At 67.5% G+C, this 22,825-nt stretch carries 20 protein-coding genes; 6 read left to right on the plus strand and 14 right to left on the minus strand.

Going from position 1 to position 22,825, the window contains the following annotated elements; genetic code table 11:
* Positions 1-17 precede the first annotated feature (17 nt).
* Positions 18-3,473: an LAGLIDADG family homing endonuclease gene (locus EPO41_RS16550; protein WP_296327044.1), complete on the minus strand. Its 3,456-nt coding sequence runs from the start codon at positions 3,471-3,473 to the stop codon at positions 18-20.
* A gap of 44 nt (positions 3,474-3,517) precedes the next feature.
* Positions 3,518-4,252, minus strand: coding sequence for a lysophospholipid acyltransferase family protein (locus tag EPO41_RS16555; RefSeq protein WP_296327047.1), 735 nt, complete (start codon positions 4,250-4,252; stop codon positions 3,518-3,520).
* A gap of 99 nt (positions 4,253-4,351) precedes the next feature.
* Here EPO41_RS16555 and EPO41_RS16560 point away from each other — a divergent pair, with 99 nt between their 5' ends.
* Both EPO41_RS16560 and hpt read left to right on the plus strand, forming a co-directional pair.
* Complete coding sequence (locus tag EPO41_RS16560) at positions 4,352-5,038, plus strand: zinc-ribbon domain-containing protein (RefSeq protein WP_296327049.1); 687 nt, start codon at positions 4,352-4,354, stop codon at positions 5,036-5,038.
* Between the two features lie 23 nt (positions 5,039-5,061).
* A complete protein-coding gene (gene hpt, locus EPO41_RS16565; protein ID WP_296327052.1) occupies positions 5,062-5,619 on the plus strand; it encodes a hypoxanthine phosphoribosyltransferase in 558 nt (185 codons plus the stop codon).
* Between the two features lie 85 nt (positions 5,620-5,704).
* Here hpt and EPO41_RS16570 read toward each other — a convergent pair whose 3' ends face one another.
* Genes EPO41_RS16570 through argH form a run of 3 tightly spaced genes read right to left on the minus strand, consistent with a single transcriptional unit; the run spans position 5,705 to position 11,033 of the window.
* Positions 5,705-8,290 carry a TIGR02302 family protein gene (locus EPO41_RS16570; protein WP_296327053.1) on the minus strand — a complete coding sequence of 862 codons (2,586 nt, stop codon included), beginning with the start codon at positions 8,288-8,290 and terminating at the stop codon, positions 5,705-5,707.
* Between the two features lie 29 nt (positions 8,291-8,319).
* On the minus strand, positions 8,320-9,594 hold the full coding sequence (gene lysA, locus EPO41_RS16575; protein ID WP_296327054.1) for a diaminopimelate decarboxylase: 1,275 nt from the start codon (positions 9,592-9,594) through the stop codon (positions 8,320-8,322).
* Between the two features lie 2 nt (positions 9,595-9,596).
* Positions 9,597-11,033 (minus strand): argininosuccinate lyase, encoded by a 1,437-nt coding sequence (gene argH, locus EPO41_RS16580; protein ID WP_296327056.1) that lies wholly within the window; start codon positions 11,031-11,033, stop codon positions 9,597-9,599.
* A 35-nt stretch (positions 11,034-11,068) separates the two neighbouring features.
* Between argH and EPO41_RS16585 the strand changes: the two genes are divergently transcribed.
* The 4 genes from EPO41_RS16585 to nadC all read left to right on the plus strand — a co-directional run bounded on the left by EPO41_RS16585 (position 11,069) and on the right by nadC (position 14,577).
* Complete coding sequence (locus EPO41_RS16585; protein ID WP_296327059.1) at positions 11,069-11,680, plus strand: TlpA disulfide reductase family protein; 612 nt, start codon at positions 11,069-11,071, stop codon at positions 11,678-11,680.
* A 43-nt stretch (positions 11,681-11,723) separates the two neighbouring features.
* Positions 11,724-12,656: a hypothetical protein gene (locus tag EPO41_RS16590; RefSeq protein ID WP_296327061.1), complete on the plus strand. Its 933-nt coding sequence runs from the start codon at positions 11,724-11,726 to the stop codon at positions 12,654-12,656.
* Positions 12,657-12,728: 72 nt separating this feature from the next.
* Positions 12,729-13,718 carry a quinolinate synthase NadA gene (gene nadA / locus EPO41_RS16595; RefSeq protein ID WP_296327064.1) on the plus strand — a complete coding sequence of 330 codons (990 nt, stop codon included), beginning with the start codon at positions 12,729-12,731 and terminating at the stop codon, positions 13,716-13,718.
* Positions 13,719-13,725: 7 nt separating this feature from the next.
* Positions 13,726-14,577 (plus strand): carboxylating nicotinate-nucleotide diphosphorylase, encoded by an 852-nt coding sequence (nadC, locus tag EPO41_RS16600; protein WP_296327065.1) that lies wholly within the window; start codon positions 13,726-13,728, stop codon positions 14,575-14,577.
* A 166-nt stretch (positions 14,578-14,743) separates the two neighbouring features.
* Here nadC and EPO41_RS16605 read toward each other — a convergent pair whose 3' ends face one another.
* The 9 genes from EPO41_RS16605 to EPO41_RS16645 all read right to left on the minus strand — a co-directional run bounded on the left by EPO41_RS16605 (position 14,744) and on the right by EPO41_RS16645 (position 22,825).
* A complete protein-coding gene (locus EPO41_RS16605; RefSeq protein ID WP_296327067.1) occupies positions 14,744-15,205 on the minus strand; it encodes a hypothetical protein in 462 nt (153 codons plus the stop codon).
* Between the two features lie 44 nt (positions 15,206-15,249).
* Positions 15,250-16,350, minus strand: coding sequence for an NADH:flavin oxidoreductase (locus tag EPO41_RS16610; protein WP_296327068.1), 1,101 nt, complete (start codon positions 16,348-16,350; stop codon positions 15,250-15,252).
* A complete protein-coding gene (locus EPO41_RS16615; protein ID WP_296327070.1) occupies positions 16,347-17,831 on the minus strand; it encodes a M81 family metallopeptidase in 1,485 nt (494 codons plus the stop codon). Before EPO41_RS16615 ends, EPO41_RS16610 begins: the two co-directional genes overlap by 4 nt.
* A 17-nt stretch (positions 17,832-17,848) precedes the next feature.
* Positions 17,849-18,721, minus strand: a complete 873-nt coding sequence (locus tag EPO41_RS16620) for a 3-hydroxybutyryl-CoA dehydrogenase (RefSeq protein WP_296327071.1) — start codon at positions 18,719-18,721, stop codon at positions 17,849-17,851.
* Between the two features lie 21 nt (positions 18,722-18,742).
* A complete protein-coding gene (locus tag EPO41_RS16625; RefSeq protein ID WP_296327072.1) occupies positions 18,743-19,678 on the minus strand; it encodes an FAD-binding protein in 936 nt (311 codons plus the stop codon).
* Position 19,679: 1 nt separating this feature from the next.
* Entirely contained in the window at positions 19,680-20,429 is a 750-nt protein-coding gene (locus tag EPO41_RS16630; RefSeq protein ID WP_296327074.1) for an electron transfer flavoprotein subunit beta/FixA family protein, read from the minus strand.
* A 155-nt stretch (positions 20,430-20,584) separates the two neighbouring features.
* Positions 20,585-21,181, minus strand: a complete 597-nt coding sequence (locus EPO41_RS16635) for a cob(I)yrinic acid a,c-diamide adenosyltransferase (RefSeq protein ID WP_296327076.1) — start codon at positions 21,179-21,181, stop codon at positions 20,585-20,587.
* 3 nt (positions 21,182-21,184) lie between these two features.
* Entirely contained in the window at positions 21,185-21,397 is a 213-nt protein-coding gene (locus EPO41_RS16640) for a twin transmembrane helix small protein (RefSeq protein ID WP_296327077.1), read from the minus strand.
* 6 nt (positions 21,398-21,403) lie between these two features.
* Complete coding sequence (locus EPO41_RS16645; RefSeq protein WP_296327079.1) at positions 21,404-22,825, minus strand: NAD(P)/FAD-dependent oxidoreductase; 1,422 nt, start codon at positions 22,823-22,825, stop codon at positions 21,404-21,406.

Here is a 22,825-nt window from a genome sequence, read left to right on the forward strand (position 1 = left end):
GGCGCCGGGCAAGCCCGTCACCCGCAGCGGGAGTAGCCGCAGTTCAGGCAGACGTCGCAGCCTTCCTGATGGGTAAGCGCCGCCGCGCCGCAATTGGGGCACTGCCCCATCGACCTGGATGAACCACCGCCGGTCGCCGGCTCCTTCGTGCCGGCGGCGAGGCGCATGCGCTCTTCGATCGCGTCGATCAGGCTGGGCGATTCCGTCGGCGCCAGGAAGCCGATCTCGACGAGATGGCGCTCGATCACGCTGCCGATCGCGGCCAGCAGAGACGGCACGTAGCGGCCTTCCATCCACTGCCCGCCACGCGGGTCGAACACCGCCTTCAGCTCCTCCACGACGAACGAGACGTCGCCGCCACGCCGGAACACCGCCGAGATCATGCGCGTCAGCGCCACGGTCCAGGCGTAGTGTTCCATGTTCTTGGAGTTGATGAAGATCTCGAACGGCCGCCGCCGTCCATCCTGCATCAGGTCGTTGATGGTGATGTAGATGGCGTGGTCGCTGCCCGGCCACTTGATCTTGTAGGTCCGGCCCGGCAGCTCCTGCGGGCGGTCGAGGGGCTGGGCGATATAGACGACCCCGCTCTCGTCGGTCGCGGGCAGCAGCGCGCGGGGCGGCGCCTCGGCCTGCACGGGTTCGGCCGGCTTCACTTCCAGCACCGCGCCCGTCACGTCGTTGGGACGGTAGGTCGTGCAGCCCTTGCAGTTCTGCGCATAGGCCTCCTCGTACACGCCCTTGAAGGCCTCGAAGGAAATGTCGCGCGGCAGGTTGATGGTCTTGGAGATCGAGCTGTCGACATGATCCTGCGCCGCGGCCTGCATCGCCAGGTGATCGGCGGGCGTGAGCGTCTGGGCGTCGACGAAGACGTCGGGCGGCGGCGCCTCGTTGCCCTTCAACGCGTGCCAGACACGGAAGGCATGGTCGTCGACGCTCTCCTCGCGCTTGGAGCCGTCGGGCTGCAGCACGTGGCGCACGTAGCTGAAGGCGAAGACCGGCTCGATGCCGGAGGACACGTTGTCGGCCAGCAGGGAGATCGTGCCGGTGGGCGCGATCGAGTTCAGCAGCGCATTGCGGATGCCGTAGCGGCCGATCGCCGTCCGCGCCTCCTCGGGCAAGGCCTTGATCGTCTCGCCCGCCAAATACTTGGCCCGGTCGTAGAGCGGGAAGCTGCCCTTCTCCGCGGCGATGTCGGCCGAGGCGACGTAGGACAGCCTCTGCACCGCACCCAGCCATTCGCGCGTCAGCCGCACCGCCTCGGGCGAGCCGTAGCGCACGCCGCAGAAGATCAGCGCATCGGCGAGCCCGGTCACGCCGAGCCCGATGCGCCGCTTGGCCTTGGCCTCCTTCTCCTGCTGCGGCAGCGGAAAGCGCGAGACGTCGATCACATTGTCGAGCATGCGCACCGCGAGCGGCACCAGCCGCTCCAGCGCCTCGGCATCGAGCGTCGCCTCCGGCGTAAACGGGGCCTTCACCAGTGCCGCCAGATTAATCGATCCGAGGAGACAGGCACCGTAGGGCGGCAAAGGCTGCTCGCCGCAATTGTGGACGTAGAGTCCGTTGGCATCGAAGGCGTTGATGCCGGGAACCTGCGCATCGTAGACCTCGGCCACGCCATCGGCCTCGACGCTCTCGATCTCGACGACGAAGCGCTCACGATTGAGGGTGCGACGATAGCCGCTCAGCGTGGCCTGCAGCCGCAGCATCTTGCTCCGGTCGGCAAACCCGATCCGCTCGGCGAACACACCGACATTGTCGCCGGCGATCACCAGCTCGTGCTGGGCCGCGCAGTCGTAGAGATGCAGCCCGCCCGTTCCATCGGGCATCGGACGCCGTCCTGCCGGCCGCCGGTCGCGATAGATCGTGGCGGCGATACCGAGACGCAGCAGCATGCGCTGTACAGCTTCGAGCAGGGGAAGATCGCTCTGGCTGAGCCGGACGCTGACACCCTTGGCCTGCGTGCCCTGCACCGCCCCGTCGCTGTCGAACAGGCCACGCAGCAGACCGCGATGGAAGTCCGACGAGGTCTTTTCCATCGCCGGCGTGACAGTCTTGTACCCCGGCGAAAGGCCCATCGTTTCCGCGAGCGCCTTGATCGCGGCGAGCGACAGCCGCCACTCGTTGCGCCCCTTCACCTCCATCCAACCGGTAAAGTCGGCGCGATGCGGCAGGGTCCGGGCTGCAGCCAGCGCCGCTTCCATGACGCCGTCCGATCCGACTGTCTGCGGATCGCCATGGGCGACCTGCGCCGGCTTCCAGACGCTGAGCACCGCCTTGTCCTGCTTCAACGTGCCGTCGCCCACCAGCAGGCCCAGCAGGTAGCCCTCTGCCTCATTGTGACGGCCGTCCCAGCGCGGCGCACTTCGATGATCGTGCAGGACGATCTGGTCGCCGGGCGCGAGGTCGCCGGCCGCTACCCAATCGACATCGCGCGACCAGCGCGTGAGACGCGTCACCTTCCTCACGAGATGATCGGCGGTCAGGCGCAGATCGTGGCCGGTCCGCGTCCGCAGGCGCCGCACCTCCTTCGTGCCGGTCGCGAAGAAGCCCGCGTCGCCACTGGCGAAAGCCTTGCCGTCCACCAAGGCCGTGAACGGCCGGCCGACCAAGTCGGCAACCTGGCGCGGACCTTCGGCGGTATGAACCCAGGTCTCCGCCGTCACGCAGGGATTCGTAGCCTGTATCGACTCGCAATAGCGCAGGTTGTTCCGGCGGTTCACCCGGTCGATGAAGATCACGCCCGGCTCGGCGACCTCGTAGGTGGCGCGCATGATGCGCTCCCACAGGCCCTTGGCCTTCACGGTCCTGAAAGTCCTGCCACCGAACACCAGCGGCCAGTCGGCATCGTCCTCGACGGCCTTCATGAAGGCGTCGGTGACCAGCACCGAGACGTTGAACATGCGCAGCCGCTTGGGGTCGCGCTTGGCGTCGACGAAGGCTTCGATGTCGGGATGGTCGCAGCGCAGGGTCGCCATCATCGCGCCGCGCCGCGAGCCTGCGCTCATGATGGTGCGGCACATCGCGTCCCACACATCCATGAACGACAGCGGACCCGACGCGTCGGCGCCGACCCCCACGACGGGCGCGCCCTGCGGACGAAGGCTCGAGAAATCGTGCCCGATGCCGCCGCCCTGCTGCATGGTGAGGGCCGCCTCGCGCAGGTTCTCGAAGATGCCCGACATGTCGTCGGAGATCGTTCCCATCACGAAGCAGTTGAAGAGCGTGACCGTCCGCCCGGTGCCGGCGCCCGCGATCACGCGCCCGGCCGGCAGGAACTTGAATCCCGACAGCGCTTGGTGGAAACGGCCGGCCCACAGTTCCGGATCGCGCTCCGGCGCCGCCAGTGCGCGCGCCACGCGCCACCAGGTCGCGTCGAGATCGGCGTCGGGGATCGCTCCTGCACTGCCGCCCGGTGCGCTCTTGAAGCGGTATTTCATGTCCCAGATCCGCTGGGAGACGGGCGCCCATTCCATTCTGAAAAAGTAGGCCCAAGGCCGCCGGATATCAACAGATCGTTCTATTTTTGTTCGCGCCTGTGGGCTGCGGCAACGAGCCGATTGGTCGCCCCCTCGATCCGGTCGCGCAGGGTGGCCATGAACACGTCGCGGCCGAGGCCCGGGGGAATCGCCGGCAGGATTTCCACGTCGATCACGCCCGGCCACTTGATGAACTTCCGGCGCCCCCAGAAGACGCCAGAGTTCAGCGCGACCGGGATGACGGGCACGCCGAGCTGCCGGTAGAGCGCCGCCGTGCCGACCTGGTAGGGCTTCTCGTCGCCGACGGCGACGCGCGTGCCCTCGGGGAAGATCAGGATCGACCGTCCCTCTTGCAGCGTCGCCTTGGCCTGCTTCACCAGCCCGCGCAGCGCCCTGGCGCCGTCGCCGCGCTCGACGGCGATGTTGCCGGCCCGTGCCATCGCCCAGCCGACGATCGGGATCAGGACCAGCTCGCGCTTCATCACGGTGGCGGCGCCGGGAAACAGGCGCGAGAAGGCCAGCGTCTCCCACGACGACTGGTGCTTGCAGGCGAAGATGACCGGTCCCGTCGGCATGTTCTCCAGCCCGCCGACGCGATGCGTCAGCCGGCAGGTGATCCGCAGCCACCACAGGCAGAAGTCGATCCAGACGAGCGACCAGGCGACCACGAAGCGTCGCGGCATCAGCAGGATCGGCGAGCCGGCGATGGCGAGGATCGTGGTGCCGACGTACCAGCCGACATTGAAGAAGAACGAGCGCAGCCGGAGGCCAATCATCTCAAAAGTATTCGCGAGCGACGTGTTGCTTGTATGCCAACTTGTAGTGGCCTAGTGTCGCCGCGCAATGGACATCTGGTGGGGCATCCCCCGCTCATCATGCAGCTAACCTGTTCCAACTGCGGCGCCCGATACGCCGTCGACCCCCTGGCGATCGGCCCGACGGGTCGCACCGTCCAGTGTGTGCGCTGCAGCCATCGCTGGTTCCAGAAGCCCGATGCGCCACTGGCCGCTGCTACCCTTTCGGGCGCAACGCCCACGCCGGCCACCGCCGTACCCGACATCGTCATCCGGCCATCGCCTCCTGGCGCCGGCCTGCCCGCCCTGACCACACCCCCTCCGTCCCGGAAGAGAAACTGGGGCGCCTGGATCGCCTATGCGATCGTCCTGGTCGTGCTGCTGGGTGGCGCAGGCTACGCCTATCGCGACCAGATCAAGGCCCGACTGCCCGCCTCTTGGCGGACGATGCTGCATCTCGATGCCGCGCACGCGACGCCGGCCCCGTCCCGGGTGGCGCGCGCGCATGTCGGCATCGACATGGCGACCACCAAGATCGATCTCATCGACGGGCGCTATGTCGTGCTCGGCGAGTTGATCAACACCGGCACCGCGCCCGGTTCGACCCGCCGCCTGAAGCTGGTCTTCCGGGCCGGCGAGCAGGTCCTGGCCGAGCGCGCGATGCCGCTGGTCGAGGGGCCGATCGCGCCCGGCGCGCGCCGCAGCTTCACCCTGCCGCTTGACGAACCTCCCTCGGGTGCGACCAACATCGTGCCGACCGTCGACTAGCACCTCCGACACGAGAGTTCCCGTTGCCCGACCGCACCACCTCCGACCGTCCGGTCGTTTCGATCCGTTTCTCCGCCGCCGAGATCGCCTCGCGCGTCGAGGAGATGGCGACCGACCTCGCCGGCAAGCTCGAATCCGATACGCTGGTCGTGTCGGTCCTGAAGGGCAGTTTCGTCTTCGCCGCCGACCTGATCCGGGCGCTGAGCCGCGCCGGTGCCGACTGGTCGATGGATTTCCTCACCCTCTCCAGCTACGGCAGCGGCACCGAAACGAGCGGCAACGTCCGCATCGTGCGCGACATCGTCGACGATGTGCGGGACCGCGACGTGCTGCTGGTCGACGACATCCTGGAGTCGGGCCTGACGCTCAGCTTCGCCAAGAAGCTGCTGGAGGAACGCGGCGCGCGGCGCGTCTCGATCTGCACGCTGATCGACAAACCCGCGAAGCGGCGCACCGACCTCGAGGCGGACTTCGTGGGCTTCGAGGCCGGCGACGAGTTCCTGGTCGGCTACGGGCTCGACTGGGCCCACCGCTTCCGCGGCCTGCCCTTCATCGGCGTGGTCGAGAAGACGTCCGGATAGCCGCTCATTGGAGCGCGCCACTCCAGTGGCGCTCTTCTGATGCGCCACTGGAGTGGCGCGCTCCGTCGAGGCGGCTCGACCCGCCTCAATACGTCTTCAGCAACCGATCGATGTAGTCGAGCTCTTCCTTCGGCCGTAGCTGGTCGCCGGCGCGGCGGCGCAGTTCGTCGAGGATCTCGCGGCTGCGCTGGCGCTCCAGTTCGAGCGGCACCTTGTCGGAGCCCGAGTCGATCGCGTCGCCATAGTTTCCGTCGGAGCGGCCCAGCGGATCGCGGTCCTCGCTGCGGCGCTCGCGCTCCTCGATCTCGGCGATGTCCTGGTTGTTGCCGGGGCCGCGCTGCTGGCGCAGCTGCTCGGCCATGTCGCCCATGCCCTGCTGAAGGTTGTCGAGCGCGCGGCGCTGGGCGCGGGACGCCTCGCGCGGATCGCCGCGACGCAGCGCCTCCTCGGCCTCGCGCATCGAGCGCTCGGCCCGTCCCAGCGATTCCGGCATCTGCATGCCATTCTCGTCGAGCTTCTTCATGAAGTCGCCCAGCCGGCCGCGCAGGCCTTCCTGCTGGCCGCGCTGCTGATCGCCCCACTGGCCCTGACCCTGGCCGGGTTGGCCCTGGCCCTGCTGACCCTGCTGGCCCTGTTGTCCCTGCTGGCCGCGTTGACCCTGCTGGCCCTGCTGGCCGCGCTGGCCCTGCTGCTGACGGCCCTCCCGCTCGGACTCGCCCAGCAGCTGGTTCTGCCGCCGCGACAGCTGGTCGAGCTGGTTCATCATCTCGCGGCCCTGCTGGTTGCCCTGGCCCTGCTGGCCGCGCTGTCCCTGCTGCTGGCGCTGCTGACCGTTGGGGTTCGCCATCATCGGGGTGGCGTTCTCCATCATCTTGCGCAGCTCCTCGAGCATGCGCTTGGCCTCTTCGCGCTGGCCGTTCTTTGCCATCTCGCGAATCTTGTCGAGCATCTTCTGCAGGTCGTCGCCGGTGATGGTGTTGTTCGGATCCATCTTCTCCGCCTGCTCTTCCATGCGGCGGCGCTCGTCCGGATCCTTCATCTTCTCGGCCAGCTCACGCTGCCAGCGCGCCATGGCGTCGTAGAGCTGCTGGATCAGCTTCTCGATCTCCTCGTCGCCGGCCTGCCGCTGCATGGCATCCTGCAGTTCCTGCCGCGCCTGCTCGACGGCGCGCTCGGCGTCGGACGTGGCGCCGCTCTCCAGGCGCATCGCGAGATCCCAGAGGAGCTTCTGCGTGTCGGTGATCGTCTCCTTGTTGTCGTTCTGCGCGAGCCGTACCGAGCCGATGCGCAGCCCGAGCTGGACGACCGGGTCCTCGCGATAGCTCTTGGGGTTCGCGTGGATCAGGCGCATGCCGTCGGCGACATCGATGCGATAGCCCTTGGGATCTCGGGTCAGCGCCTTGCGCAGCACGATCAGGGCCCGCGCCGTCGGATCGTTGAACACCCGCTCGGGCAGCAGGAAGGTCTCGACCGAGCTGCGCCCCTTCTGGCCGAGCGCGTCGGTGGCGAACAGCATCACCGTGACCTTGAGGCCGGCCCATGGATGGCTGGTGAGATCGCGCACGAACGTGTCGGCGATCTTCTTGGCGCTGCCGGCGACCGGCAGGTCGACGCGCAGCACCTCGGGTTCCTCGTCGCTGCTCAGCGCATCGTCGCCCAGCACGCTGCCGTGCAGGCGCATCTGGAGCTGGACGCCCGTCACGCCGAAATCGTCACCGGCGAGGTACTCGATCTTGGTCGACCACTTGTCGACACCGATCGGGCGGGTGAAGTCGATGGTCGGGGCAAGATCGGGAATGACGTGGAGCTTCCAGCGCGCCTGCTCGTCGCCGCGCGCCTGCAGCGTGATCTGCTTACCCTCGGTGATGACCTCCTCGACCTGGTACTTGCCCTTGCTGACGGTCGAGAATTCGGTCGACTTGCCGTCGATCAGGAGCTGGGGCGGCTTGCGGCCGCGAACATCGTCGACGAAGCCCGCGATCTTGCTGCCGACCGGAACCCGCAGCACCTTGTCGTGCTCGGCCATGTCCAGATAGACCGGCGGCTTGCCGGTATAGGCCGGCGGCGCGATCCACAGGTTGGCGACGACCGGCGGCGGCGGCGGGAAGGCCGGCGTGACGGCAGCGGCCATGCGGTCGCTGCGCCAGCCGCCTGCGACGGCGATGGCGACGACGAGGGCCAGCAACGGCACGAACCGCAGCGCCCACCTGTCGAGGCTGGCGAGCCCGGGATGAGCCGGCCGGTTGCTCAGCGTGGCGAGACGCTCCGCCTCGCGCCGGCGATGGGCTTCCCAGAGGGCGACGGCCATCGGGTCGGCAGTCCCGGCGGCCAGATGGTCTTGCACGGCGACCAGCGGACGGTGCGGAATGTCGCTGTCGCGCTCGAGGCGGCGGATCGACGCTTCCCGCGTGGGCCAGGAAAAATCACGCAGGCGCCACCAGGCCAGGCCCGCGAAGGCGATCGCGATGGCGGCCAGAATGCCGGTATGTACCCAGGGATCGAGGCCGGCGAACAGGTCGAGATGGGCCGCGGCGACGAACAGGGCAATAAAGGAGAGCAGCGGCACGAAGCGCGGCCACAGGCCTTCCCACGCCAGAGCAGCCCACGCCAAACCGATCTTGCGCCCGAGCCCTGGGGCCTGGATCGTCGGGGTGGTCTGGCTGGCGTCCATCGACGTCCTTTCGTTGGCTTCTCGGCTTGTCAGGCCGTTTTCGGCTCCATCCAGGGCGGAAACCGCTCGGTGGAGATCATCTCTTCGACGGTGGGCCTCGGTCGCGTAACCGCAAACCTCGTGCCATCCACCATCACTTCCGGCGCCAGTGGACGGCTGTTGTAGCTGGAAGCCATCACCGCCCCATATGCGCCCGCCGACCGTACCATCACGAGGTCGCCCGCCGCCAGCGGCGGCAGATCACGGTTCTGTGCCAGGAAATCGCCGGATTCACAGATGGGACCGACAATGTCGCAACGGATCGTGGCGGCATCGCGGCGCGGCTCGCGGACCGGCTGGATTTCGTGCCACGCCTCGTACAGGGTCGGACGGATGAGGTCGTTCATCGCCGCATCCACGATGACGAAAGTCTTGGCGGAGCCGGGCTTCACGAGGATGACCTCGCTCACGAGCACGCCCGCCTCGCCCACCAGCCGGCGCCCCGGCTCGAAGGTCAGCTCGCAGCCAAGACCTTCCGTTTCGCGCGCCACGACCGCCGTGAACTCGGCGATCGAGGGCGGCTTCTCGTCGGCATAGACGATCCCCAGGCCACCGCCGATGTCGAACCGGCCGATCGTGTGGCCGTCCTCGCGCAGCTGCCCGATCAGTTCGCGCACCCGCACGATGGCGTCGCGGTAGGGCATAAGCGAGGTGAGCTGCGAGCCGATATGCATGGCCACGCCCACGACCTTGAGGTTCGGCAGCCGGCCGGCCAGCGCGAAGGCGTCGCGCGCCAGGTCGATGTCGATGCCGAACTTGTTCTCCTTGCGGCCCGTCGTGATCTTGGCGTGCGTCTTGGCGTCGACATCCGGATTCACGCGGATCGTGATGTCGGCCTTGAGCCCAAGCTGGCCCGCGACGGCGTTCAGCGTCTCGAGTTCGGCTGAGCTCTCGACGTTGATCTGGCCGATGCCGGCTTCGAGCGCGGCCATCAGCTCCGACGGCTTCTTGCCGACGCCGGAATAGATGATGCGCTTGGCCGGAATGCCCGCCGCCAGCGCCCGCTTCATCTCGCCAACCGAGACGATGTCGGCGCCGGCGCCCATCTCGCCGAACAGGCGGATGACGGCCAGGTTGCTGTTGGCCTTCATCGCGTAGGCGACGCTGGCGTTCATGCCCTTGATGCCGTCGGCGAACTCCTTCCACGCAGCGCGCAGGGCCCCTGCGGAATAACAGTAGAACGGCGTGCCGACCTGGGCCGCGATGGTGGCGAGCGCAACGTCCTCGGCGTGCATCTCGCCGTTCCTGTAAGCGAAGAAACTCATCGTCAGCGGCCTCCAGCCTTGCCGAGGAAGCGGCGACGCGCCTCGGTGACGGCGCGCTCGACATTGGCGGGCGCGGTGCCGCCCAGGCTCTTGCGGGCATTGACCGACGCCTCGACGGTCAGCACGCGATAGACGCTGCGGTCGATCTTGGGCTCCACCGCCTGCATCTCCTCGAGCGAGAGCTTGTCGAGGTCGATCCCCTTGTCGGCCGCGATGCCGACCAGGCGCCCGGTGACATGATGGGCCTGGCGGAAGGGCAGGCCGACCTTGCGCACCAGCCAGTCGGCGAGATCGGTCGCCACCGAATAGTCGGCCGAGGCCACGGCGCGCATGCGCTCCGGATTGGCCTTGAGGTCGCGGATCATGCCGGTCATCGCCGCGATGCCCAGCTCCAGCGAATCGGCGGCGTCGAACAGCGGTTCCTTGTCCTCCTGCATGTCCTTGCCGTAGGTCAGCGGCAGGCCCTTCAGGATGGTGGTGAGCGCCACGAAGGCGCCGACGATGCGACCGACCTTGGCGCGCGTCAGTTCGGCGGCGTCGGGATTGCGCTTCTGCGGCATGATCGAGCTGCCGGTCGTGAAGGCATCCGACAGGGCGATGAATCGGAACGGCGCGGAGCACCAGATCACGATCTCCTCGGAGAGGCGCGACAGGTGCACGGCCGTCGTCGAGGCGGCGGCGATGAACTCGATGACGTAGTCGCGATCGGAAACGGCGTCGAGCGAGTTGGCCATCGGCCGGTCGAAGCCCAGCGCCTTCGCGGTCTTGCGCGGGTCGATCGGATGCGGCGAACCCGCGAGCGCCGCGGCGCCCAGCGGCGATTCGTTGAGGCGCGCGCGGCAGTCGGCGAAGCGGCTGCGGTCGCGTCCGAACATCTCGACATAGGCCATCAGATGGTGCCCGAAGGTGATGGGCTGGGCTGTCTGCAGATGGGTGAAGCCCGGCATGATGGTGGCCGAATATTCGTCGGCGCGGTCGATCAGCACTTCCTGAAGCTCGCGCAGCATCAACTCGAACTTGTCGATCGTGTCGCGCACCCAGAGCCGCACGTCGAGCGCGATCTGGTCGTTGCGCGAGCGTGCGGTATGCAGCCGGCCGCCGGCCGGACCGATGATGTCGGTCAGCCGCTGCTCGACGTTGAAATGGATGTCCTCGAGCTTGGTCGAGAACTTGAACTTCCCACTCTCGATCTCGGCCTTGACCTGCGCGAGCCCGCGCTTGATGGCACGGCCGTCCTTGGCCGTCAGGATTCCCTGGGCCACCAGCATGTCACAGTGCGCGACGGAGCCCGCGATGTCCTGCGCGTAGAGCCGCCGGTCGAAACCGATGGAGGCGTTGATCTTCTCCATGATTTCCGCCGGCCCGAGCTTGTAGCGGCCGCCCCACATCGTGTTGGAGCGACGATTGGCTGCTCGCGCAGTCGTGTTCTTCCGTGCCATGAATTCAGCCATATATCTCTTTAGGAACGCGGCTTATGGCACATCCTGTCCCCAATTTCCTCCTTGGCCGGCGCTACATTCTTTGCGGCGCCCTGGCGGCCGTCGCGCTCCCCGCCCTGGCAACGCCGAGCCTGGCCGGCGTGAAGCCGGACATGGCCAAGGGCGCCATGGAGCGCTTCAAGCTCGCCAGGACGCCGAAGCCCCTGCCCGACCTCGAGATCCAGAACGCCGACGACAAGCCGATGAAGCTCGGCGACTTCAAGGGCAAGGTGGTCCTGCTGAACTTCTGGGCGACCTGGTGCGCGCCCTGTGTGAAGGAGATGCCGAGCCTCGACAGGCTGCAGGCCGCGCTGCCCAAGGACCAGTTCCTCATCGTGCCGCTGTCGATCGACGGGCCGACCAAGCCCAAGGTCGCGCCCTTCTACAAGGACCAGAAACTCGCCAACCTCGGCATCTATTTCGACAAGGGGCGCAAGACCATGCAGGGTCTCGACGTCACGCTGCTGCCGACCTCGATCCTGGTCGATGCCGAGGGCCGCGAGCTCGGCCGCATCGAGGGCGACGCCGACTGGGACATGCCCGAATCGATCTCCCTGATGAAGGCAGCGATAGGCAAGGCCAAGGACAAGGACAAGGACAAGGGCTGACGGGACGCCCGGTCGCGCCGGGTTCGTGCATAATGCGGCAGACATGACGCCGCCTCCCGCGCCTTCCGACGCCGTTGCCATCGAATTGAACGCGGTGCTTGTCGCCCTGACGGCGAACCAGCCGCTGGTGCTCACCCTGGAAGACGGCACGCTCCTGCCATCGGGCCCCTTCGCGACCGAGCATCCGACGCTCCAGAGCGGCCTGCGCGCCTGGGTCGAACGGCAGACCCATCATCCGCTGGGCTATGTCGAGCAGCTCTACACCTTCGCCGACCGCAACCGCCCCGGCTCGGACGGGCGGCAGAGGATCGTGTCGATCAGCTATCTCGGCCTCACCCGCGAACGCCTGTCGGCCGGCGCACGCGATCCCGAATGGCGAAGCTGGTACCGCTATTTCCCGTGGGAGGACTGGCGGACAGGCCCGGCGCCGCTGATCGCCGAGACCATCCTGCCAAGGCTCGGGCCGTGGGTGGACGCCGGCGGCGATGCAGGGAACCGGCGCGAGCGGCAGCAGCGGGTCGAGGTGAGCTTCGGCGATGGCCGCGAGACCTGGAACGAGGACCTGGTGCTGCAACGCTACGAGCTGCTCTACGAGGCCGGTCTGGTGCCCGAGGCGAAGCATCCGGCAGCCGATCCTGTGCCGGGCATGCCGATGCGCCACGATCACCGCCGGATCCTCGCGACCGGCATCGCGCGGCTGCGGGCCAAGATCAAATACCGGCCGGTCTTCTTCGAGCTGATGCCGCCCGAATTCACCTTGCTGCAGCTCCAGCGCGCGGTCGAGGCGCTGGCCGGACGCCCGATGCACAAGCAGAATTTCCGCCGCCTCATCGATCAGCAGGGGCTGGTGGAACCGACGGGCGCTTCTACCACGGAAGCCCGCGGCCGGCCGGCCAAGCTGTTCCGCTTCCGCCGCGAGGTCGTGCTCGAACGCGCCGCCGCGGGGAGCAAGCTCCCCCTCTCCCGCCCGATCTGAGAACTTGACCCTCTTTATGCTCATTCCTAGTATATATAATTAATACTCTAACTGAGCATAATGAGGTGTAAGATGTCGTTATCCGCTTCGCCGGACCTGATGGCCCGCACCGCGCCCCTCTATGACCGCGTGAAATCGGTGATCCCCTCGATCGAATGGCCAGCCTTCGCCGGAGACATCGACGCCATCCTGGCGCTGAAGCGCGAGCGGGATGCCGTCATCCTGGCGCACAACTACCAGACGCCCGAGATCTTCCACTGCGTGGCCGACATCGTGGGCGACAGCCTGGCGCTCGCGCGCGAGGCCATGAAGGTCGATGCCGGGGTGATCGTCCTGGCCGGCGTCCATTTCATGGCCGAGACGGCCAAACTCCTGAACCCCGCCAAACGCGTCCTGATCCCCGACCCCGGCGCCGGCTGCTCGCTCGCCGCCTCGATCACCGCCGCCGACGTCCGGCTGCTGCGCCAGCGCTATCCCGGCGTGCCGGTCGTCACCTACGTGAACACCTCCGCCGCCGTGAAGGCCGAGAGCGACGTCTGCTGCACTTCCGGCAACGCGAAGAAGATCGTCGAGAGCCTCGGCGTGCCGAAGGTCATCATGCTGCCCGACGAGTACCTGGCGCAGAACATCGCCGCGGAAACCGGCGTCGAGATCGTCACCTGGGCCGGCCACTGCGAGGTGCACGAGCGTTTCACGGCTCGGGACATCCGCCAGCTGCGCGCCGGCCATCCGGGCCTCGTGGTGCTGGCCCACCCTGAATGCCCGCCCGAAGTCGTCGGCGAATCGGACTTCACCGGCTCGACCGCGGCGATGATCGACTATGTCGATGCCAATCGTCCGGCGCGGGTCGTCCTCGTGACCGAATGCTCGATGAGCGACAACGTCGCCGTGCAGCATCCCGAGGTCGAGTTCATCCGGCCGTGCAATCTCTGCCCGCACATGAAGCAGATCACCCTGCCGAAGATCCGCCACGCCCTCGAAACGATGCAACATGAAGTGACGATCGATCCCGCGGTGGCCGCGCCGGCCCGCCGCGCCGTCGAGCGCATGCTGGAAGTCTGAGGCCGCGATGACGATCCCCTCGCTCCCCCTCCTCATGATCGAACCGGTGGTCCGCGCCGCCCTGCTCGAGGATCTCGGCCGTGCCGGCGATCTCACGACCGACGCGATCGTGCCGCCGACGGCCCGGGCGAGAACCGCCCTGGTCGCGCGCCAGCCGGGCGTCGTGGCCGGGCTTGGCGCGGCGGCAACGGCCTTCCGGCTTGTCGACCCGGAGATCGAGGTCGCGGTCGAACGGCCGGACGGCACGCCGCTCGCGCCCGGCGACCGCATCGCGACCATTGCCGGCCCGGCGCGCGGCATGCTGACCGCCGAGCGGGTGGCGCTGAACTTCCTCGGGCATCTGAGCGGCGTCGCCAGTGCTGCGGCCACGCTCGTGGAGGCCGTGCGCGGCCACAGGGCGCGCATCTGCTGCACCCGCAAGACGATGCCCGGGCTGCGGGCCCTGCAGAAATATGCCGTCCGCGTGGGCGGCGGCATGAACCACCGCTTCGGCCTGGACGACGGCGTCCTCATCAAGGACAATCATGTCGCCGTGGCCGGCGGCATCCGGCCCGCGATCCTCGCGGCGCGCCGCGGCGTCGGCCATCTGGTGAAGATCGAAGTCGAGGTCGATACGCTGGATCAGCTCGAGGAAGCGCTGGCGACCGGCGTCGATGCGGTCCTGCTCGACAACATGACGCCCGAGCAGCTCGCCGCTGCGGTCCGCCTGATCGACGGACAGGCGATCGCCGAAGCCTCCGGCCGCATCACGCCGCAGACGGCGCCGGCCATCGCCGCCAGCGGCGTCGACCTGATCTCGGCCGGCTGGCTGACCCACAGCGCCACCGTCCTCGACATCGGCCTCGACTGGGAGGCCTAAAGGCGCGAAAATAGTCGGCGTCCGGGCAAATATAATCGAAACAAACGAATCGAAAAATGCCGATTCCGGAGACAGGTATCCTGATACCGCTACCAGGCCGTCCCGCTCCCCGGCAGCGTCCAAAAAAGCCAATTACAACAGCCTGTTAGGGCACGAAGCTCGGGTCTCAGTTGCTGACTTCGCAGTGCTTGCCCATTTCCTTGCACACTCGCAGCACTGCCTGGACCACCATCGACGAGGTCGAGCCTTCGCCCGGGCCGGCATGGCCCGCGATCAGCAGCTGCGAGACGTCGTCGTTGAAGGGCACGACGTTCAGCGTGGCGGTGCGGTCGCCCTCGGCGATCTGGATGCGGCGCGCGCCGGGATCCTGCATCAGGATGCGCACCGACGGGTTCTTGCGCGCAAGCTCCAGCGCCGTCGAGAAGATCTTGTCGGCATGGGCGTCGAGCAGGACCGTCGCGAAATCGTAGCCGGCGCGGCCGTCCTGCTGGCCGCCTTCGGTCATCTGGTGGATGCGGCCCAGCGCCTTGCGCGCCACGAACACCCATTGCGCCTCTGCCGGCGCGAAAGGCAGCGCCAGGCCGGCGAGCATGACCGCGGCGACGAGTGGCTTGAAGATCCTATGCATGCGTCGGCTCCCTTTGCCGCGTTGTTCTTCCGGAGGCGCGCTTCTTACGCCAGTGTCGCCAGCGATGAAGCCGAGAATGGCGCGAGCTCGCCGAAGCGCCCATCGCGCACTTTGACCGCCCATTGCGGATCGGCCAGCAGCGCGCGCCCGACCGCAACGAGATCGAACTCCTCGCGCTCCAGCCGCGCCTCCAGTTCGCCGAGATCGCCGATTTCGGAATCCTCGCGCGTCCGGAAGGTCTGCACGAAATCCGCCCCCTTGAGGCCGACCGAGCCCACGGTGATCGTGGGCTTGCCGGTGAGCTTCTTGGTCCAGCCCGCGAGGTTGAGCGGGGAGCCCTCGAACTCGGGCTCCCAGAAGCGGCGCGTCGAGCAGTGATAGATGTCGGTGCCGGCTGCGGTCAGCGGCTCGAGGAAGCGCGCCAGCTCGTCGGGCGTCGGCGCCAGCCGCGCCGTGAAGTCCTGCTGCTTCCACTGCGAGAAGCGGAAGATGATCGGATAGTCGGCGCCGACGCGCGCCCGGATCGCCTTCACGATCTCGGCCGCGAAGCGCGTGCGCTGCACGAAGTCGCCGCCCCAGGCGTCGTCGCGCTTGTTCGCGCCCTCCCAGAAGAACTGGTCGATCAGGTAGCCATGCGCGCCATGGATCTCGACCGCATCGAAACCGATCTCCTGCGCCGCACCGGCGGCGCGCGCGAACGCGTCGATCGTGTCGGCGATGTCGGCTTCGCTCATCGCCGGCCCGACCTGCTTGCCGGACGCGGACAAGCCGGACGGACCGTCCGACGGCGCTTCGGGATGGCGACCGGTGCCGGTCTTGCGCATCATGCCCTGGTGCCAGAGCTGCGGCGCGATCCTGCCGCCGGCGCCATGCACTTCCTCGACCACGTGCCGCCAGCCGGCGAGACTGGCCGGCGAATGGAAGTCGGGCACATTCGTGTCGTTGGAAGCGGCCGGCCGGTCCACCGTGGTGCCTTCGGTAATGATCAGCCCGACTCCGCCTTCGGCGCGGCGGCGATAATAGGCCGCGACGTCCGCGCCCGGGATGCTGCCGGGGCTCTTGGAGCGCGTCATCGGCGCCATCACCAGACGGTTGGGCAGCGACAGCGACTTGGCGGTGAATGGACGGAAAAGCGGGCTGGTCATGAAGGTCTCGCTTGAGGGAAGTCTATGTCGCCGTAGGGATAGAAGTTCTTCAGGTCGACGTTGCGGTAGGGCAGCCCGTCGAGCCGAACGGTGCCGAGGAAGGGCTCGACCGGCTCGACCAGCAGGATGGTCCTGGCAAAGCCGCTATCGTCGAAACCGCGACGGAAGTGCACGCGCGACTTGATGGCGATCGCCTTGAACTGCGCCAGGTCGAAGGCGGGGCCCGCGAGTTGCGACGGCTCGATAATCTGCGTGAGGTATCGGCTGATCAGCACGACGTTGCCGCGACCGAAGGCGACGCTTACCCACAACGTGCCATAGGCTTCGTGCGCGCCCACGACCGTGCCTGTGACACGCACCGGCTGGCCGGCGGATTCGTCGGCGAGGCCGCCGATCTCGCGGTCGAACGCATCGCCCACCTTCACGCCCTCTTCCTTCAGCGCATCGATGACCTTGGCATCGGCGATGGTCGCGATCAGCACGTCCGAGAGGTCCTGCTCGATCACTTCCTTAAGGATCCAGGTCGCGTAGCCCGAACGATCGCTGTGGTCGGCCAGCACGACCGGCGTCTCGCCGCGGGCCATCGCCTCCTTGGCCAGCCTGACGCCCTCGGGGATCGGATAGACCTTCGCGGTGTTGAGAAGCGCTTCGCGCCGGCGCCACGCCCAGGACGACATGTCGTCGGCGACCTTCCGGGCCAGCGCCGCATTGCCGTTGGTCATCACCTGGAAGCAAAGGCCGACATCGGGTACGTCGGCGAAGGGAAAGCCGAAGAAGACGTTCACATAGACGTCGGGCTCGCGCGCTTCCCAGACGAGGGCGCGCTGCACCAGGTCCATCCACGGCGAGGCCCCTGTCCATTGCAGGACGGTCGGCGTGATGATCGGCACTTTCACCGTCACCGTGGCGGGGGCGTAGTCGCCGCGGATCGCACGCACCAGCATGCGCGCCGCGCGCTCGCCCTGCAGGTGGCTGTCGTAATGCGGGAAGTATTTGACCGTGAAGGCCATGTCGGCCTGGGCCAGGAACTCGGCATCCTCGTTGCCGTGCGGGTCGAAGGTACCGACGATGAAGGCCTTGCGCCCGACCACTTCGCGAACCCGCCGCGCGATATCGGCCTCCGGTCGGGCGACGCCGCGCACGCCCATCGCTCCGTGCAGGCTGAGATAGACGCCGTCGAACGGCCCCTGCTCCTTCAGGCCCGCGACCATGCGGCCGAGGAACGTCTCGTAGGCTTGTTCGGTGATCCAGCCCGAGCCCGTGCCGGTCTTCGGCCAGAGCGGCGATTCGATGCCGACCAGCTCGACGCCGTCATACTCGCGCGCCACCTTCACGAACCCGCCCATGTAGGACTTCGGGTCGTGCGCCAGCAGCTTCTCGCCACTGGCCGGCGAGCCAGGATAGGTGAAATCGGCGAGCGTGGTGTCGTTCGGAAGGAACGTCACCGTCTCATGGGCGAACTGCAGGACGGCGATACGCATCGGCGCCGTCCGACTGGCTAGCGCGTCGGAACCGGGCGTTCGCCGGAATAGTCGTAGAAGCCGCGCTTCACCTTGCGGCCGATCCAGCCGGCTTCGACATACTTCACGAGCAGCGGGCATGGCCGGTACTTCGAATCGGCCAGACCCTCGTGCAGCACCTGCATCACTGAGAGGCAGGTATCGAGGCCGATGAAGTCGGCCAGCTCGAGCGGGCCCATCGGATGGTTGGCGCCCAGCTTCATGCCGGTGTCGATCGCCTCCACGTTGCCGACGCCTTCATAGAGGGCATAGACCGCCTCGTTGATCATCGGCAGCAGGATACGGTTCACGATGAAGGCCGGGAAGTCCTCGGCATTGACCGGCTTCTTGTCGAGCTTGACGACGACCTCGCGCACGGTGCGGAAGGTCTCCTCCTCGGTGGCGATGCCGCGGATCAACTCGACCAGCCCCATCAGAGGCACCGGGTTCATGAAGTGCATGCCCATGAACTTGCCGGGCCGGTCGGTGACGGCGGCGAGCCTCGTCACGGAGATCGACGAGGTGTTGGTGGCGAGCAGCACGTTGGCCGGCAGGCCCTCGCAGACCTTCTTGAAGATCTCCCGCTTCACCGCCTCGTTTTCGGTCGCCGCCTCTACGATCAGGTCGCAGTCGGCAAACGCCTTGTAGTCGGTGGCGGTCGAGATGCGGTTGAGCGCCGAGTCCTTGTCTTCCGGGCGGATCATGCCGCGGCCGATCTGCCGGTCCATGTTGCGTCCGATCGCGTCGATGCCCTTGTCGAGATGGGCCTGGTCGACATCCGCGAGCCGGATGTCGAAGCCCTTCAACGCGCAGACATGGGCGATGCCGCTGCCCATCTGGCCGGCACCGATGACTCCGATGCGCTTGATCATGATGGGTACCCTCGGGTTACTTTACTTTTTCTCGATCGCGGCGGTGAGCTCGGGAACGATCTGGAAGAGATCGCCCACGAGACCGTAGTCGGCCACCTGGAAGATCGGGGCCTCCTCGTCCTTGTTGATCGCCACGATCGTCTTGCTGTCCTTCATGCCGGCGAGATGCTGGATCGCGCCCGAGATGCCGATGGCGATGTAGAGGTCGGGCGCAACCACCTTGCCGGTCTGGCCGACCTGGTAGTCGTTCGGCACGTAGCCCGCATCGACCGCGGCGCGGCTGGCGCCGAGACCGGCGCCGAGCTTGTCGGCCAGCGTCTCGAGCATCTTGAAGTTCTCGCCGCTCTGCAGGCCGCGACCGCCGCTGACGACGATCTTGGCGCTGGTGAGCTCGGGGCGCTCGCTCTTGGAGAGCTCGGCGCCGGCGAAGGACGAGAGGCCCGCGCTGCCCGTGCCGGCGATCTGCTCGATCGCTGCCGAACCGCCACCCGCCGCCGCCTTGAAGTTGGTCGGGCGCACGGTGACGATCTTGATCTTGTCGGTGCTCTGCACCGTCGCCATCGCATTGCCGGCGTAGATCGGGCGCACGAAGGTGTCGGGCGAGACGACCTGGATCGCCTCGGAGACCTGCGCGACGTCGAGCAGGGCCGCGGCGCGCGGCGCGACGTTCTTGCCGACCGAGTCGGCCGCCATCACGACGTGGCTGTAGCCCGGCGCGAGCTTCACGACGAGCGGCGCGATGTCCTCGGCCAGCCAGTTGGCGTAGGCCGCGTCCTCGGCCTGCAGCACCTTGGCGACACCCTGGATCGCGGCCGCCGACTGGGCAGCCTCGCCGGCGTTGCTGCCGGCCACCAGGACATGGACCTCGGGGTCCATCTGGGCCGCGGCCGCTACGGCGTTGGCGACATTGGCGCGGACGGTCTTGCCGTCATGCGCGGCGACAACGAGGACGGCCATCTCAGATCACTCCCGCTTCGTTGCGCAGCTTCTCGACCAGCTCCGCGACGGTCTTCACCTTGATGCCCGACTTGCGCTTCGGCGGCTCCTCGACCTTCAGCGTCTTGAGGCGCGGCGCGACGTCGACGCCCAGCGCGTCCGGCGCCAGCGTCTCGATCGGCTTCTTCTTCGCCTTCATGATGTTCGGCAGCGACGCGTAGCGCGGCTCGTTGAGGCGCAAGTCGGTGGTGATCACCGCCGGCATCTTGATCTTGATGTTCTCGAGGCCGCCGTCGACTTCGCGCTTCACCTCGACCGTGCCGTCGGCCACGTTCAGCTTGTTCGCGAAGGTGCCGACCGACCAGCCGAGCAGTGCGGCCAGCATCTGGCCGGTCTGGTTGGAGTCGTCGTCGATCGCCTGCTTGCCGACGATCACCAGGCCGGGCTGCTCCTTGTCGACCACGGCCTTCAGCAGCTTGGCGACCGCCAGCGGCTGCAGTTCGGCGTCGGTCTGCACCAGGACGCCGCGGTCGGCGCCCATGGCGAGCGCGGTGCGGATCGTCTCCTGGCACTGGGCCGGCCCGGCGGAGAAAGCGATGATTTCGGTCGCGGCGCCCTTCTCTTTCATGCGGATCGCCTCTTCCACGGCGATCTCATCGAAGGGATTCATGGACATCTTGACGTTAGCCGTCTCGACACCCGTGTTGTCGGCCTTGACGCGGATCTTGACATTGTAGTCGATGACCCGCTTGACCGCGACCAGCACTTTCATCGCGTTGCGCCTATCGGTGAGTTGAGGCCGGACTGACCCGTCCGGCGAAGGGGTTTTCGTGTAGGGGTGTTCAGCCGATCATGTCAAGGCTATGGCGCACTGCACAAGATCGCACGGTGAAAGATTTTTCCTCTATCTTTCAACAGCTTGGCCGGCTAGCGGGCGCCGCCCGGCACCCAGAGCACGTCTGCTGCGCCGTTATCGTTGAGCCGCCGCGCCAGCACGAACAGGTGATCCGACAGGCGATTGATGTACTTGATCGCCTCCGGATTGATCTCCTGCTCTGTCGCCAGGTGCGTCATGCAGCGCTCGGCGCGCCGTGCCACGGTCCGCCCCAGATGCAACCATGAGGCGGCCTCGCTGCCGCCCGGCAGGATGAAGGACTTGAGCGGCTGCAGCTCGGCATTCATCGCATCGATCTCGTGCTCAAGACGCTCGACCTGCGACGCCACGATGCGCAACGCCGGCTCGTCGCGCTTCGTCTTGCCCTCAGGCGTGCAGAGATCGGCGCCGAGATCGAACAGGTCGTTCTGGATGCGCATCAACATCGCGTCGGCTTCGGCGAGACGCGGATCGCTCGAGCCCGCGCGCGCGATGGCGCTGCGTGCCAGGCCGATCACCGAGTTCGCCTCGTCGGTCGTGCCATAGGCTTCGACGCGGATATCGTGCTTGGCCACGCGCTCGCCACGGCCGAGCGATGTCTGTCCAGTATCGCCACCGCGCGTATAAATGCGGTTGAGATTGACGGCCATCGGCTAGCTCCTGCTCGCAAAATACCAGAGCAGGATCAGCACGACGGTGAGGAGCTGCAGACGCACGCGCCACCACATCATGCGGTTGCTGCGGCGACTGCCCTCGATGTTGCCGTCCTGGTTTCGACTCATGTTGATCAGGCCGGCGAACAGCGTCCCGAGCGTGGCGAAGGCCGACACCAGCACGAGGACGAACAGGATATTGGCGAGGGTCATGGGGGCTTATCCCCCATTGTGTCGGCCTGCGCCAGTACGCGCCCCCGCCCAGGGCCGCGCGGCACGCGATGCTGCCGTGCCCGTGGCGAGGCGGAAGATCGTCTCGGCCGTCTGCTCGGCCGACCACAGCGCGGCATGCACCGTGCCGTACTCGACCGGCTCGGTCGCCTCGCCTGCGAAGAACACGCGGTCTCCCAGCGGTCGTGCATGGTCGGTGCAGTCGTGGGGATCGCTGCCGACACCGGGGTACGAATAGCCGCCGCGCGACCACGGATCGCTCAGCCAGCGCGGGAAGACCATCGCCTCAGGCTCGGGAATGTCGTCGCCGAACATCGCGCGCAGGGATCGCATGGCAACGGCCGTCACCTCCGCGTCGTCCGCTTCACGGTCGAGGCGGATGGCGGTGTGGCCGTTGCAGAAACTGAGCAGGATCGGCAGGCCCGTCTCCTGCTCGTGACTGACCCAGGTGTTGAAGCCGCCGCGCCGCTCGGGCGAGTCGGGGAGCCGTCCAAACCATTTCGGCGACTCGGGCCAGAAGCGGCGCGGAAAGCGCAGGTAGATCTTGCCGAGCACGCCGGCCCCATAGCCGATGCGGCCGATGGCGGTGCGCTGCAGCTCTGGCGGCGCGGGATCGAGCGCCGGCAGGCCGGCGCGCAGCAGCCCGACCGGCACGGCGATCACCGCGCGATCGGCTTCGATGCGCTCGCCACTTTGCAAGATCGCCGTCACGCCATCGCCCTTCCAGACGACCCGCTCCACCGCCGCACCCTCGCGGATGTCGAGTCCGTGCGACACGTCGTCGATCAGGCGCCTGTAGCCCCCCTTGGGTTGGGCGTTGCGTTCGAGACCTTCGGTGGGAAACCACTCCTCCGCCGCCACCGCCTCCCAGGGCGCGCTCTGCACCCCCTCGCTCATCTCGACGAAGGTCGCGACCACCAGGCGGTCGATCTCGGGCAACCACGACGCGGTCAGCAATGGCTCGACGGCTTCACGCACGGAAATCGAGCGCGGACCGCGAACGCGGGTCAGTGCCTTGCTCTTCCAGCTCGCCCATTCGATGGCCGCCTTGAAGGCCATCCGGCCCATCACCGCGCGGCGGCGCTGTCCCTCGCGGGTCGGTGAGGTCGCGCGCTTGTCGATCAGCAGCCGCTCGCCCTGCGACTCGACCAGGTCGATGCCGAGTTTCTGGCACCATATGGCAAGCGGGTTGCCCTCGACGCCGTGCACCCAGGAGCCGCCGAGATCGACCGGCGCGCCGACCCGGTCGTCCGTCCAGGTCCGCCCGCCTATGCGTCCGCGCGCCTCGAGCACGCGCACGGTGAACCCCGAATCGTGCAGCAGCCTCGCGGCGACGAGACCCGCCATGCCGGCGCCGATCACGACGATGCGCTCGCCGGTGCCCGATCCCATCGACCAGGAGCCGGTCAT

It is taken from the genome of Reyranella sp. (genome assembly GCF_004297265.1).
Taxonomy (GTDB): Bacteria; Pseudomonadota; Alphaproteobacteria; order Reyranellales; family Reyranellaceae; genus Reyranella.

Excerpts from the sequence above, each read along its gene's own strand:
- lysA (WP_296327054.1), bottom strand. The coding sequence starts at position 9,594 with ATGAGTTTCTTCGCTTACAGGAACGGCGAGATGCACGCCGAGGACGTT.
- EPO41_RS16620 (WP_296327071.1), bottom strand. The coding sequence starts at position 18,721 with ATGATCAAGCGCATCGGAGTCATCGGTGCCGGCCAGATGGGCAGCGGC.
- argH (WP_296327056.1), bottom strand. The coding sequence starts at position 11,033 with ATGGCACGGAAGAACACGACTGCGCGAGCAGCCAATCGTCGCTCCAAC.
- EPO41_RS16555 (WP_296327047.1), bottom strand. The coding sequence starts at position 4,252 with ATGATTGGCCTCCGGCTGCGCTCGTTCTTCTTCAATGTCGGCTGGTAC.
- EPO41_RS16615 (WP_296327070.1), bottom strand. The coding sequence starts at position 17,831 with ATGCGTATCGCCGTCCTGCAGTTCGCCCATGAGACGGTGACGTTCCTT.
- nadC (WP_296327065.1), top strand. The coding sequence starts at position 13,726 with ATGACGATCCCCTCGCTCCCCCTCCTCATGATCGAACCGGTGGTCCGC.
- EPO41_RS16550 (WP_296327044.1), bottom strand. The coding sequence starts at position 3,473 with ATGGAATGGGCGCCCGTCTCCCAGCGGATCTGGGACATGAAATACCGC.
- EPO41_RS16630 (WP_296327074.1), bottom strand. The coding sequence starts at position 20,429 with ATGAAAGTGCTGGTCGCGGTCAAGCGGGTCATCGACTACAATGTCAAG.
- EPO41_RS16590 (WP_296327061.1), top strand. The coding sequence starts at position 11,724 with ATGACGCCGCCTCCCGCGCCTTCCGACGCCGTTGCCATCGAATTGAAC.
- EPO41_RS16635 (WP_296327076.1), bottom strand. The coding sequence starts at position 21,181 with ATGGCCGTCAATCTCAACCGCATTTATACGCGCGGTGGCGATACTGGA.
- EPO41_RS16585 (WP_296327059.1), top strand. The coding sequence starts at position 11,069 with ATGGCACATCCTGTCCCCAATTTCCTCCTTGGCCGGCGCTACATTCTT.
- EPO41_RS16605 (WP_296327067.1), bottom strand. The coding sequence starts at position 15,205 with ATGCATAGGATCTTCAAGCCACTCGTCGCCGCGGTCATGCTCGCCGGC.
- EPO41_RS16560 (WP_296327049.1), top strand. The coding sequence starts at position 4,352 with ATGCAGCTAACCTGTTCCAACTGCGGCGCCCGATACGCCGTCGACCCC.
- EPO41_RS16610 (WP_296327068.1), bottom strand. The coding sequence starts at position 16,350 with ATGACCAGCCCGCTTTTCCGTCCATTCACCGCCAAGTCGCTGTCGCTG.
- nadA (WP_296327064.1), top strand. The coding sequence starts at position 12,729 with ATGTCGTTATCCGCTTCGCCGGACCTGATGGCCCGCACCGCGCCCCTC.
- EPO41_RS16640 (WP_296327077.1), bottom strand. The coding sequence starts at position 21,397 with ATGACCCTCGCCAATATCCTGTTCGTCCTCGTGCTGGTGTCGGCCTTC.
- EPO41_RS16645 (WP_296327079.1), bottom strand. The coding sequence starts at position 22,825 with ATGACCGGCTCCTGGTCGATGGGATCGGGCACCGGCGAGCGCATCGTC.
- EPO41_RS16570 (WP_296327053.1), bottom strand. The coding sequence starts at position 8,290 with ATGGACGCCAGCCAGACCACCCCGACGATCCAGGCCCCAGGGCTCGGG.
- EPO41_RS16625 (WP_296327072.1), bottom strand. The coding sequence starts at position 19,678 with ATGGCCGTCCTCGTTGTCGCCGCGCATGACGGCAAGACCGTCCGCGCC.